This is a genomic window from Neobacillus canaveralius (assembly GCF_047237705.1).
GTDB lineage: Bacteria > Bacillota > Bacilli > Bacillales > Cytobacillaceae > Neobacillus > Neobacillus niacini_K.
Genome location: NZ_JBDFLL010000002.1, coordinates 23,884 through 37,526 on the forward strand (window position 1 = coordinate 23,884; position 13,643 = coordinate 37,526).

The following is a 13,643-nucleotide window of genomic DNA, read 5'->3' on the forward strand; positions in this document are numbered from 1 at the left end:
TAAATAGGATTTTCGTAAAAATTCAGTAAATTAATGATAAGGAATTGTAAATAGGCTTAGTTTCATTTGATCCTATAAAAAACAGCCTATCCCTATTGACTATAGGAACAGGCAGTTTAAAATGATAATCTCTTATAATAGTTTTCCAAACGATACCACTTCTGCAGAAAAGATGTTGATTAATTTTTCGGCCTCGTTGCCTAATAAATTCGAGGCTTTATTTAATAGATCTTCGAATTCGAGTGGGTTAGCTGGCGAACCAGTCGGAGCGTCCACCCTTGAAACAAACTTTTGACCATTTTTCAGAATAATTTCAGCTATACAATATCTACCCTTAGGATAACTATCCTCTCTTATAGGAATGTTTCCATCGTAGTTTCGTTTTATCCTTTGCATAACATCTTGAACTTCTTCAGAAATACTGTCCACAGTAAAGTTTTCGATAGATAATTCTCGCTCTAACAACAACAGTGCTGTGCAATATTCAGCACTAAAGCGACCCTGTTCCCCATTTTCAGGGCTTGTATGAACCAAAGCAGCGTCCCCCTTAGGAGGAAAGAATAAATCAACAGAGGCAACTTCATCCGCGGCAAAACTGTGTTTCCTTTTAATATCCTTCACCGCATCTATCACATGCGCATTTGCCGAACAGCAAGGATATAATTTAAACCACAATCCAGGGGTATCAATCGCCCATGATTCTCCCCATTTTTCAAAAAGCAGCCATGGATCTTTCTTATTTTCCTCGTACATAGAAAGCAATCCATTTTCTGAAAGAATGGTATTTTCACTTCCGGTGACATTATTTTTAACAAAATGGAGAACTTGCCATGCATTCTGCGCGGCTAATCCAGCATGCAATGGTTTAATCATTGTCCCAAATTGACTTCGGGAGCCGCTGATTTTAGATACACATAAGTTAAGAGCTTGAGCCATTTTATCGGCAGAAAACTTCAAATAATGTGCCCCGGCAGCAACCGCTCCATAAACTCCCGCTGTTGCTGTTGTATGAAACCCTTTTTCATAATGCTCCGTGCCCAATAGCTTAGCGCAACGGGTCATGAATTCAACCCCTATCAAATAAGCTTGATAGAAAGAATTCATATCTTTCTTTTCTTCAAATAACGACAATAATAAGCTTAAAATAACAGCAGAGGGATGTCCGCGTATCTCGGAATGAACATCATCTAAATCTAAGGCATGTGCCGAGTATCCGTTGATTAGGCACGCATCAAAAGGATGGACCTTCCATTCCGTACCAACAACAGCAGCCTTATCAAGGCTGCTGTAAATTGCGGTATTCAATACATTTTGAAAGTTTGGGTCATATTTTACACTTGCATAACAAGAAATAAAATAGTCAAAAACTCCATCTCTTAAATTCCTTTTGGTTTCTATCCGCAGGTTTTCATAATCAGGAGTGGCTTGAATCAACCCAACAATATATTTAGTAAAATCACTCATTTTTTAAAACTTTAACCGCTAAATTTGCGAAAAACTCGGAAGCAACTTTTATAGCGTCTTCTTTCAAATCATACTCAGGATGGTGCCATTCCTCCGGCCCATCAACCCCCATCCAAACAAAAAAGCCTGGAATGTAAGTTTGATAAAAGGCAAAATCTTCTCCGCCCGCGCTCGGTACTGCCTCTGCAACCTGATAACCACTTTCAACTACAGTCGCGCGAATGATTTCTTCAAATTTCGAATCATTATTTACAACTGGCAAATAATCTTCCCAGGTAAATTCAACTGAACCTCCATTTCCTTCAGCAATGGATTCAGCCAACTTCTTCATTAAACCAGGAATCGCTTCACGTGCTTTAGGCTGGAATGTACGGACTGTACCTTCAAGCGTCACCACATCAGGAATAACGTTCCATGTGTTGCCGCCATGAATGCTTGTGATACTAACGACAGCATTATCAAACAGATCCATTCTTCTAGAAACAATCGATTGTACAGCAGTTACATATTGGCTGGCAATAACGATAGGATCAATCGAATTATGCGGAATTCCTGCATGACCGCCGACACCGATAAATTTTATTTCAAATTTATCCACACTTGCCATAAGACCACCTGACTTCACACCAATGGTTCCTACAGGCAAATCTGGTTTATTGTGCATACCAAAAATGGCAGAGACTCCTTCTAATGCACCTTTTTCAACAAATTTCTTTGCACCCTGGGCAACTTCTTCTGCAGCTTGAAATATAAATCTGACTGTACCATGCAACTCTTCCTTTTTAAGATTTAAAAGAATTGCTGCCCCTAAAATTGAAGCAGTATGGAAGTCATGACCACACGCGTGCATTTTGCCTTCGAATTTAGACTTGAAAGGTACATTCGTTTTTTCGTTGATTGGCAAAGCATCAATATCAGAACGGATTGCAATCGTCGGACCATCAAATGCCCCTTTTACCTCAGCAACGATTCCTGTTTCCAAATCAAGGTGCAGGATAGAAATACCATGCTCCATTAACCACTTTTTTATATGTTCAGTCGTATTAAACTCTTCAAACGCAAGTTCTGGATTCTCATGCAAATATCTTCGTTTTTCTATCAAATCACTTAATAGTTCATGAGACATATTCATGGTTGTTACTCATCTCTTTTCAATGTTTTTAAGAACTGTTTCGTTCTTTCATTTTTCGGATTATGGAAAATTTCTTTCGGTTCATTTTCCTCTATTATGTTTCCATCTGCCATAAAGATTACGCGATTAGCCACTTCTTCAGCAAATTTCATTTCGTGCGTTACGATAATCATCGTAGTATTTTGCTGTGCAATATTCTTTATTACTTGAAGTACTTCAGAGACCCATTCTGGGTCAAGTGCTGAAGTCGGTTCGTCAAATAAAATCGCATGCGGGTTCACAGCCAGCGCACGGGCTATCCCGACACGCTGCTGCTGCCCTCCTGATAAGGTAGCAGGATACTGATGGAACTTATCCTCAAGACCAACCTTGATTAAAAGTTCTTTTCCTATTTTTTCAGCTTCCTGCTTATCCATTTTCTTCGCGACAATTAATGACTCCGTGACATTTTGTAAAGCTGTTTTATTTTTAAAAAGATTATAGTTTTGGAAAACCATTGCGGTTTCCTGTCTAAGCAGATGAGTTTCCCTTCTGCTCATTTTCGTTACATCCACTTTTGTATCGCCAATTTCAATAGTTCCTTCGTCCGGCATTTCTAATAAATTCAGGCAGCGTAGTAACGTCGATTTTCCCGATCCAGATGGTCCGATAATCGCTAATACATCGCCTCGATTAACATGCAAATCGACACCATTTAAAACGATATTTTCTCCGAACCTCTTTTTCAGATTTGTAACAGTTATCATGGTAAAACTCCTTTACGATATATAAGGTTTTTCCATTCGTTTTTCAAGCGCCTGCTGGATCATTGTAAATATAATTATCAAGAACCAATATAGTAACGCCAAAGCTAAGTAAGTTTCAAAGAAGTTAAGAGACGATGCCGCTATAATTTTCCCTTGTGCGAATAATTCAACTACCCCTAATGTAAACGCTAGGGAAGTTTCTTTAATTAAGCCGATAAAAATGTTGCTGGTCGCTGGGATCGCATTTCGCGTTGCTTGAGGCAAGACAATCCGGCGAAAAGCCTGTGCTTTTGTCATTCCTACGGACAGGCATGCCTCCACTTGTCCTTTATCGACGGAATTAAGAGCTGCTCGGAATATTTCCGCTAAAAAGGCTGCCTGTTTTAAGCTAAGCCCTAAAATGGCCGCCGTAATGGCAGTCATTGCAGTTAACGCAGGAAAAATCTGCGGTAACCCATAATAGATTAAAAACAATTGTACCAATGTTGGAATGGCACGGAAAAACGATATATATACCGTTGCTAACTGTTTTAGGACTGGAATATTAGATCTTATTATTAAGGCTAAAACCAAACCGCCGATAATAGCAAAGATCATCGATATGACAGCAAGAAACAGCGTAAGAGGTATGAATGATAAAAGCTCTGGGATAATTTCGACTAGATAGCCGAAATCTAGTTTAAATTCCATGTTATACCTCCAGATTATTGCTTAACTGTGATGTCTTCACCAGAGAAATATTTCTTTGATAATTCTGTTAACGTTCCATCTTCACGTAATTTTTGAATTTCAGCATTAAACTCTTTGCTTAATTTCTCGCCTTCTTCCGTTTTAACAAAAGGAAAAGCGATATCTTCATACACAAATGGGTCCCCAACAAATTTCAACGGCAGGTCGCCTTTTGCAATTTCCGCAATTAAAGAAGATTTTGAGTTTACGTATCCATCTACACGTTTATTGATTGCATCATTCATAGCTCCGTCACGTGTTTCATATGTTTTTGGGATAATTTCAGGATCATAATTTTCTAAGTTTTTAACATTGTTAGATCCAAGTACACCAGAAACTGTTTTTCCTTTTAAATCTTCTAAGCTGTCATAATCATTGTCTTTATGTGTAACAATCGTAGCCCCTGCATATGCGTATGCTTCAGAGAAGTTATATTTGTCTTTTCTTTCAGCTGTTACTGCAACAAAGTTCGCAACTGTATTAATTTTACCTGTTTCCAATTGGCCCATTAAACCAGCAAAATCAGATTTAACCCATTCCACTTCATAGCCAAGGTTTGCTGCAACTTTTTCGAACACTTCCACGTCAAATCCAATCAACTTACCATTTTCCTCATATCCGTTTGGATAGCTTTGTGCTGTCGAGCCGGCACGAATTACTTTTTTCTCTTCACTTTGTTCACTTTTTCCACTATCTTTTGATTGTTCATTTGTACCACCGCAAGCGGCTAAAAATAATAAAAGTGCCATACTAATAATTAAAGCGATTTTTCTTTTCATGATGTTCCCTACCTTTTCTTATATGTTTTAGTTAATAACAATTTCTCTAAATAAACAGTTGTGTGACCTTTTCCTAAATCAGTCTCGCCAACCTCTTTGTACCCGCGGCTTAAATACATTTCAGCAAGCCACGGATGTTCCTTTGCAGTACCAAGGGATACCGATGGACAATGAAGCTTGTCTCTTAAAAAATCATACTCAATAAAATCTAATAGTTTTGTTGCGTAGCCTTTTCGTTTATATTCAGGAGCCACAGCTACCCACCAGATATGCGGAATTTCGTATGGTCCATGATGGCTGCTCCATGGCATGCGGATAGAAGCAGTGGCGACAATTTCTTCTCCGTCTTTCATATAAAAACAAATATTTTCATTAATGTTTTTTCTGACTAATTCTTCATCTGCAGTTGCGGCAGCAAAATGAATTCCTAATTCACGGATAGAAGCATAGCCTCGTAAGGATAAATCGAGTAGTGCTGGGATATCCTCATTTGTCGCTTGATGGAAGGTCACATTACTCACTTAAATTTCCTCCATTTTTGATTGACGCAATGACTTCATCTACTTTTTGGCTTGCCAGCCCAATATACTGACTTGGGTCTAAAAGTTGATTAATTTGATCCTCAGATAGGACTGCACTTACCTTTTCATTTTGAATAAGAAGCGTTTTAAACGGAATTTTTTGTTCAGTCGATTCCATTGCTATTTCATAAATGAGGTGATGTGCCGATTGTTTGCCTACTTTTTCAGATAATGCAAACATGACACGTTCAGAAAGGACAAGTCCACCTTGGAGTTCCAGGTTTCTCATCATATTTTCTGGCTTTACCACAAGCCCTTGTAAAACAGTGATGGTACTTTTTAGCTGTGCGGATAAGTATAAACAAATCTCAGGTAAAGCGATCCATTCACTTCTCCAGCTCATCGCATCTCTTTCATGTTCCATCATTAATGATTCATGCAGCAATGCCACACTATGGAGGATTGGTCTGGTTAAACTTGCAATCCCTTCAAAAATAGCAGGATTTCGTTTATGCGGCATTGTGGTCGAGCCAACATTCCCTGCTGCAAATGGTTCTTCTACTTCATCAATTTCTGTACGCATTAAATTATAGAATTCATTCCCTAGTTTACCGAGTGAACCACTGATTAACCCAAGCACAGAACCGTACTCTGAAATTCGGTCTCGAGAAGAATGCCAACAGATATTAGGGGTATTCAGCTCTAAAAGTTCCAACGCTCGCGCTTCAACTTCTGGACCGATACTTCCTAGAGCAGCATACGTACCAACACCGCCAGCAAGGACTCCGGTTAATACGCGCTCCTGTGCAGCCTTTAATCTTTCTAAATGACGTTCACACTCACTTAATACAACAGCAAGCTTAAAGCCAAACGTTGTCGGTAATCCTTGCATTCCGTGTGTTCTTCCAGGCATTGGTGTTTCCTTATACTTGGAAGCCAAACCAATTAAGAGCTCTGCTACTTTCTTAATATCGCGCTTAAGAATCTCATTTGCTTCTTTCAGTTGGAGAATAGTACCCGTATCGGTCACATCTTGTGTGGTTACGCCATAATGAACATATTCGCCGTATTCTCCTGACAGTGATTGCAGATGATTGACCGTCGCCATTAAAGAATGTTTTAATTTAGCCGCCTCAGTTGCAATTTTCTCAATATCAAAGTTTTCTATTTTAGCAGCGTCCTTAATAGCCTTTCCAGCTTTCTCTGGAATAACTCCAAGTTCACTTTCTGCCAATGCTAATGCTGCTTCAACATCAAGAATCTTTTGCAATCTATTTTCATCATTCCAAACAGAACGCATTTCTTCTGTACTAAAATTATTTTGCAGCATTCTTAAATCCAAAACATGAGAACCCATTTATGCCCACCCCTTCGAAGAAAATATGAATCTTTTGAATTAACCTTAAAAATATAATTCCTATTAATTTACTATGAATAACGAGTATTTTATCATAGTTTTTTAATCTATTAAACAAATTAGTATATTAAAAACGTATATTTTTTTAGGGTAATATTTACCATCTATTTTTATAGGATTTGTTTTTTGTAAATCTGGGTATGTAATCATATATCTATTGATTGGTGATCAAGGAGGAGGATAAGAATATGGAAAGAAACAACACAATCATGCAATTTTTCGAGTGGCATCTAGAGCCAGATGGCAGCCATTGGAGACGTCTGAAGGAAATGGCAACAGAATTACAAGAAAAAGGGATTAGCTCCATCTGGATACCACCAGTGACAAAAGCATCTTCACCTGAGAATAATGGATATGCTCCATATGATTTATACGATCTAGGTGAATTTAATCAAAAAGGATCCACCCGGACAAAGTACGGTACTAAACAAGAACTAATCGAAGCAATAGCAGCACTTCAAGATGTCGGAATCAAAGTCTACATAGACGTAGTTATGAACCATAAAGCAGGTGCTGACGAGACGGAATTAATTAAAGTTATTGAAGTGGATCAGGAGGACCGGAACGAGGAAATATCTGAACCCTTTGACATAGAAGCTTGGACAAAATTTACATTTCCAGGGCGTAAGGGAAAATATTCTTCTTTTGAATGGGGATATGAGCATTTTAACGGAACTGATTATGATGAAAAGACAGAGAAATCTGGAATATATAAAATCCTTGGAGATAACAAGGGTTGGAGTAAACATGTAGATGATGAAAACGGAAATTATGACTATCTAATGCTGGCAGATATTGACTATGAAAATCCTGAAGTAAAAAAAGAAATGATAGCATGGGGAAAATGGCTTATCGATACCCTTAACTGCGATGGTTACCGCCTTGATGCAATCAAGCATATTAATCACCATTTCATCAGAGAATTTGCAGAGGAGATGCGTAAACACCGAGGCGATGATTTTTATTTTGTTGGAGAAGTCTGGAAAACTCATCTACATGCCTGCCAGAAATACCTTGACCATGTCGATTATCAGATAGATTTGTTTGATGTCCCCTTGCATTATAAACTGTATGAAGCCTCTAAAAAAGGCAGTGATTTTGATTTAACCAGCATTTTCGATAATACCCTTGTAAACGCCCACCCAAAAAATGCTGTTACCTTCGTTGATAATCATGACACTCAGCCCCAAGAATCCCTTGAATCTTGGGTGGAGGACTGGTTTAAGCCAAGTGCCTATGCCCTGATTCTCCTTAGAAAAGATGGAAATCCATGTCTCTTCTATGGGGATTATTACGGAATCTCCGGCCCGGAACCGGAAGAAGGAAAACAAGAAATCCTCGATCGCCTCCTCTATGCTAGGTACGATAAAGCATACGGAGAGCAGCATGATTACTTTGACGATCCTAACACCATTGGCTGGGTTCGGCTAGGTGTTAAAGAAAATAAACACTCAGGATGTGCAGTCGTCATCTCCAATGGAGAAGGTGGCGAGAAAAGAATGTATGTAGGTGAAAGAAAGGCTGGACAAACTTGGGCAGACCTAACAAACTCAAGGGATGACCAAATTACTATTGAAGAAAATGGATATGCCACCTTCCCAGTTAACGGCGGCAGCGTATCAGTTTGGGCCTGCCATCATTCTAAAGAGTAAGATAACCTAATTATAGGCATAGGCAGACTATCAAATTTAATAACACACAAAAAATGTCCACTGGAGGTAGACATTTTTTGTGTATTGTCTTTTTGCGGTGACAGGCACCTATAAGAGGGATTCCGCTCCGTCAATGTAGATTTCGCTTCCGGTAATGTGGTTTGATTGGCTGGAAGCAAGAAATAGTACTAAGTCGGCGACTTGTTTGGCTGTTCCTGATTTGTGTTCTAATGGTTGGTTTCCATTTGGGTATTCAATGGGGATTTCCACTTTTTTTAGTTTTTCGTTTTCTTTCCATGTGTTTTCATTGATATTTGTTTCAATTGCTCCTGGACAGATTATGTTAACTCTAATACCATAGTTGGCAAGCTCAAGAGCTGCCATTTTCCCAAAGCCCATCTGGCCAATTTTGGATGTACTATAGGCAGACATTCCAATATTCTTATAAGTCCTGTTCCCATTTATGGAACTAGTAATAATGATACTTCCCCCATTTTCCTTCAAATGCGGGATTGCATATTTTACCGTTAGAAAGGTACTCGTTAAGTTATTGGAAATTGTTAAGTCCCATTCCTCGGGCTTCAAGTCTTCTATGGGTGTAACTTCCCCATTAATCCCTGCGTTAGCAAAGACAACATCTAGTCTTCCCCACTGATCAATCGTTCTCTTGTAACAATCCTCTACTTCCTTTGGATGAGAAACGTTTGCTTCCAATACAAGCGCTTCACTTCCCATTTCTACGATTTGGTTTTTCACTTCTTCCACGTTTTCTTTATGCAAATCTACTAATGCGATCTTTCCCCCATTACGAGCAAGCTTTAGAGCAGCAGCCCTACCTATCCCTGAGCCAGCCCCTGTTACAAATGCAACTTGATTTTGAAGTAAATTCTCCACGTAAAAAAACCTCCTTTAATGATGATGTAGATTAATATATCCACCATAGAGATTTTGAAACATAAAGAATATATATTAGTAGGTTCTACCTAGTGGTTTTGTGGAAATGTCATACTATCATGTACCATTATTGTTTCTCCATTGCTTTTAATGCTTTTGTTATAAATCCACATTGCTCCATAGCTTCCGCAAGCTCTGCTCTTAATTGAATTTCATCATAATCCACTAATTTTTTCCCCGCAACCACTTGCTTCCCAGCGATAAATACGTCTCTAACATTACCAGCATTAGCCGAGTACACTAAAGCGGAATAGGGATCAAAAATAGGAAACATATTGACTGAAATGGTTTCAACTAGGATGAAATCTGCTTGTTTCCCTGCCTCAATAGAGCCAATTTGCTTCTCCATACCTAACACGTTCGCCCCTCCGATAGTTGCTAACTTTACAATTTCCTCAGCTGGAAAGGCGCTGCGGTCCTTTAAAAACGTTTTATGAAAATTGGCAAACAATCGCATTTGACTGAATAAGTCCAAGGTATTCCCGCTGCTTGGTCCATCTGTTCCCAGCCCAACTGTTACACCGGCAGCTAATAAATCCCGAACACGGGCTACACCTTTAGCAGATTTAGTATTAGCACCGATACAATGAGCCACTTTAACATCATACTTCTTCAATAACTCAATATCATGATCTGACAAATGAATACAGTGTGCAGCTACAAGTCTTGGACTTAATACGCCAATCTCCTCTAAAAATTCAATCGGAGTTTGATTGTGCTCTTTACGATACTTTTCCATTTCAAAGTCCATTTCACTAACATGCATCATCCATGGCACATCGTACTTTCGAGACAAAGCGTCGGCCTGCTGGAGGACTTCAATTGTATTGGAGTAGGGGGCATGCGGTGCTACTGATGCTTGAATCCTCCTATTCCCTTGCCATTTCGGTAGAAAACCTTGAGCATACAGTAAACCACCCATTGGCTCTGGTACATCAACCGTAACTGTATCTATGACTGTTTCTGCTAAAATACCACGGCTATGCATTTCTTCTGCGGCTTCTGCCAATTGCTGTTCAAAATAATACATATCAAAGAATGTTGTCACACCAGCAAGCTGCATTTCAGCAATGGCATATTTTGCGCTCGTGTATGCCAGCCGTTCATTCATACATTCATTTTCTAACGGAAATAAAAAGCGGCGTAAACGGTCTGGATAATCATCTCCTAATGAACGAAACGGAATCATACCGATATGAGTATGAGTATTCACCATACCAGGCAGCAAAATAGCCCCTTTGGCATCGATGCATTTGTCATAGGCGATGTCACTTGGCAGTGAATCCATTGCGCCAACATCTACTACCTTCTCATCATTTGTTATGATAAAGCCCTTTGGGAACTGTTCCATCTTTTCATTCATGGTTAAAATCCAAGCATTTTTAATCACTGTCTTCAAATTTGTTCACCCTCAACCAGCGGGATAATCATTTGAGATCGCACATTCATCATCCCTTTGTCGGTAATTTTGATAACGGGTGAAACCGGCAAAGATAAAGTAGAGAAGGACATAATTTCATTGCTGTTGCGGTAGCCTAGCTTACTCATCGCTTGACGAACACCCATCAATTGCGCACCTAGTTCTTGTATCGGCGCGTCACTAATAATACCGCCAACCGGCAATGGGCAAACTGCTTGAACCTCCCCGCCTTGTGCCACAACATAACCGCCTTGCATTTCCAATAATTGTTTTTGCGCGGCTATTATATCTTCGGAGCTCGTTCCCATTACCATCAAATTATGATGATCATGAGCCCAGGTAGTGGCGACAGCTCCTTTTTCATATAGAGCTTTATCAACAAATCCGTAGGCGATGTTACCTGTTTTTCCATATCGCTCCATCACAACGGTTAAGGCTAACCCGCTATTCTCCCAATCTAAACATCCATCTGTGACCCTAACTTCTTGCTGTACGTGTTCAGTAAATGTACCTATTTCCGAAATTTTAATCACGTTGACTACTGCCTTTTCCGATGCCGTCACCTTGAAACGTAAATCCTCTGGCGTTAATGCCCTGCAATTCAATGATTTATAGAAGTGTTCTGGAAAATTAGGTTTCACAGCTGGATACTTGATGTCATCTCCATGTGTATATACCAATTTTCCATCCTTATAGACAGCCCCAATTTCAAAGCATTCAATATCATTCAGCAATAGAAAATCAGCTTTAAAGCCTGAAACAATCGCACCCCGGTCCTGAAATCCCATTCTTCTTGCAGGTGTATAAGTAGCGCAATATATGGCCTGTTCAGCTGGCATCCCAGATGAAATGGCTAATCGCACATTAGCATCCAAATGTCCTTCCAACAAGTCGTCCGCCATCACATCATCCGTTATGATTGCTATATATTCATAGAAGTCATTTTCGACAATCACTTGCATATTTTCTGGAGTAATTGATTTCTTTTGAAATTCTAAAAACATTCCATTGGTGATTTTCTCATAAATGGATTCTTGCGATTGATGGGTATGATCTGCCGTTATACCTGCATATAAGAACTTAGATAATTCTAATCCCGAAACCCGCGGAACATGCCCTTCTAAAGGCATAAACGGCCTTTCTGTTTGAACTGCACGTAAAATCTGCCGAATCAAAGAATTGGGCTCATTAACAATGCCATTAAAGTTCATCGCTTCCCCTAGTGCCATTACTTTTGGATGCTTCAAGAGCTGTTTTACTTCTTCAACACCAATAAAACCGCCAGTTGTTTCTAATTCTGGTGTCGTCGAAGGAACAGAGGAAGGGATCGCATAGAAAATATCCATGGCACTTGGCTGGGAAAAGAACGCCTTCAGCCCTTCCATACCAAACACATTCGCAATTTCATGGGCATCAGCGATAACCGTTGTTACTCCATGGGTTAACACTGCTTCTGAAAAAATAGAAGGGGAAGTCATCGAACTTTCAATATGCATGTGAATATCCATTAAGCCAGGAATTAAATACTGATTCTTCGCGTCAACTACTTCAGCTGCCTGACAATCGTCTATTTCATCAGCCGTTATATAGTAAAATTTACCCTTAACAATAAATACATTTTTCTTTTCAAACCTTTTGGAAAATGTATTAAAAACTTGAGCATTTACAATTGCTAAATCGACTTTCATTTATGTTCCCCCACCCTGATTCCTTTATAAAAGAGAAAAAGGCCAAGAATTATCCTTAGCCCTTCTACTTACTAGCGTTTCTATTTATTCAAAATTCGATTCCATTGATTAATCCAAGATTCAAGGTTTTTATTTACGAATAATGAATCCACTTTGTTTGTACGTTCTGCCACATCACCATACGTTTTATTTTTAGCCGTTTCTTCGTCTAGTACTACATTTTTATTTGTTGGAGCTTCATTTAGAGACACAGCTGTTTTTTCTTGAACTTCCTGGCTTAATCTCCAATCGATATACTTATAGGCCAAGTCCTTGTTTTTAGAGTTTTTGTTGATGTTGATCGTGTTAAAGTTTGCATAGGTTCCAGATTCCGGAACAACATAGGCTACATCTGGATTAGATTCTGTAATAATCGGAACTGCAAAGTCACCGACAACAGCAGCTGCAATTTCTCCTGATTGGAACATATTGGCTAAATCAGAAGATTTGCTATACGTTTTTACAACGTTTGGAGCTAAATCAGTGATACCTTGAAATGCAGCTTTTCCATCATCAGTTGTAATGTCAACATTCTCGTGACCGCTTGCTGCATATAGCATTGCTGGACCAAATGTTGTAGTAATGTCAGGAATCGAGATTTTCCCTTTTAAAGAAGAATCCCAAAGATCATCCCATTCCTTAATTTCTTTACCTGCAGTCTGTTTATTATAAACAATCCCGATACTGTTCAGCGTGTAGGCTGGGCCAGAACCATCTGCAGCTAAATCTTTTGCACTATCGATTAAGTTGTCCATATTTGGAGCTTTAGAGCTGTCGATTTTTTCAAATAAATCTGCTGATACACCGTCAGCCGCATTTGATTGCGACAATTCTATTACATCAACAGTTGAGTTTGGATTGCTTTTCAATTTTGTTAATCGCTCAGAGCTTGTACCCGTTTCTAACACAATGTCCACATTGTATTTTTCTTCAAATGGTTTAAAGACATCTTCTTGCATTTTATCTTCTTCCAAACCAAAAGTTGAGATGACCAATGTTTTTGGTTCCTTACTTGCAGATTTGTCATCACCGCCGCCGCATGCAGCAAGGATACTAGCTGTCACTAAAGTTAAACTTACTAAACCTAATTTCTTATTCATTT

General features: G+C 39.1%; 12 protein-coding genes. 1 reads left to right on the top strand and 11 read right to left on the bottom strand.

Translation table 11 applies throughout. From position 1 onward, the window contains the following. Window positions 1–132: 132 nt before the first annotated feature. The 7 genes from ABC255_RS28360 to purB are packed head-to-tail and all read right to left on the bottom strand — an operon-like array spanning window position 133 to window position 6,728. Window positions 133–1,464, bottom strand: coding sequence for an MmgE/PrpD family protein (locus ABC255_RS28360; protein WP_412998666.1), 1,332 nt, complete (start codon window positions 1,462–1,464; stop codon window positions 133–135). Then, on the bottom strand, window positions 1,457–2,590 hold the full coding sequence (locus tag ABC255_RS28365) for an amidohydrolase (RefSeq protein WP_412998667.1): 1,134 nt from the start codon (window positions 2,588–2,590) through the stop codon (window positions 1,457–1,459). Before ABC255_RS28365 ends, ABC255_RS28360 begins: the two co-directional genes overlap by 8 nt. Before the next feature lie 11 nt (window positions 2,591–2,601). Then, complete coding sequence (locus tag ABC255_RS28370) at window positions 2,602–3,342, bottom strand: amino acid ABC transporter ATP-binding protein (protein WP_412998668.1); 741 nt, start codon at window positions 3,340–3,342, stop codon at window positions 2,602–2,604. 12 nt (window positions 3,343–3,354) lie between these two features. Continuing rightward, window positions 3,355–4,032 (bottom strand): amino acid ABC transporter permease, encoded by a 678-nt coding sequence (locus ABC255_RS28375; protein WP_412998669.1) that lies wholly within the window; start codon window positions 4,030–4,032, stop codon window positions 3,355–3,357. Window positions 4,033–4,046: 14 nt separating this feature from the next. Beyond that, a complete protein-coding gene (locus ABC255_RS28380; RefSeq protein ID WP_412998828.1) occupies window positions 4,047–4,853 on the bottom strand; it encodes a transporter substrate-binding domain-containing protein in 807 nt (268 codons plus the stop codon). A gap of 5 nt (window positions 4,854–4,858) precedes the next feature. Next, window positions 4,859–5,371 (bottom strand): GNAT family N-acetyltransferase, encoded by a 513-nt coding sequence (locus ABC255_RS28385; protein ID WP_412998670.1) that lies wholly within the window; start codon window positions 5,369–5,371, stop codon window positions 4,859–4,861. After that, window positions 5,364–6,728 carry an adenylosuccinate lyase gene (gene purB / locus ABC255_RS28390; RefSeq protein ID WP_412998671.1) on the bottom strand — a complete coding sequence of 455 codons (1,365 nt, stop codon included), beginning with the start codon at window positions 6,726–6,728 and terminating at the stop codon, window positions 5,364–5,366. Before purB ends, ABC255_RS28385 begins: the two co-directional genes overlap by 8 nt. Before the next feature lie 248 nt (window positions 6,729–6,976). On the opposite strand from purB, the gene ABC255_RS28395 reads away from it, so the two are divergent. Then, a complete protein-coding gene (locus ABC255_RS28395) occupies window positions 6,977–8,440 on the top strand; it encodes an alpha-amylase (RefSeq protein ID WP_412998672.1) in 1,464 nt (487 codons plus the stop codon). A gap of 108 nt (window positions 8,441–8,548) precedes the next feature. Here the strand turns inward: ABC255_RS28395 and ABC255_RS28400 are convergent, their stop codons facing one another. The 4 genes from ABC255_RS28400 to ABC255_RS28415 all read right to left on the bottom strand — a co-directional run bounded on the left by ABC255_RS28400 (window position 8,549) and on the right by ABC255_RS28415 (window position 13,641). Further along, window positions 8,549–9,334 (bottom strand): SDR family oxidoreductase, encoded by a 786-nt coding sequence (locus ABC255_RS28400; RefSeq protein WP_412998673.1) that lies wholly within the window; start codon window positions 9,332–9,334, stop codon window positions 8,549–8,551. Between the two features lie 127 nt (window positions 9,335–9,461). Further along, complete coding sequence (locus tag ABC255_RS28405) at window positions 9,462–10,784, bottom strand: amidohydrolase (RefSeq protein WP_412998829.1); 1,323 nt, start codon at window positions 10,782–10,784, stop codon at window positions 9,462–9,464. 5 nt (window positions 10,785–10,789) lie between these two features. Next, complete coding sequence (locus ABC255_RS28410) at window positions 10,790–12,502, bottom strand: adenine deaminase C-terminal domain-containing protein (protein WP_412998674.1); 1,713 nt, start codon at window positions 12,500–12,502, stop codon at window positions 10,790–10,792. An 80-nt stretch (window positions 12,503–12,582) separates the two neighbouring features. Further along, the gene (locus tag ABC255_RS28415; RefSeq protein WP_412998675.1) at window positions 12,583–13,641 is read right to left on the bottom strand and encodes an ABC transporter substrate-binding protein; all 1,059 of its coding nucleotides are present in this window, start codon (window positions 13,639–13,641) and stop codon (window positions 12,583–12,585) included. Window positions 13,642–13,643: the final 2 nt, after the last annotated feature.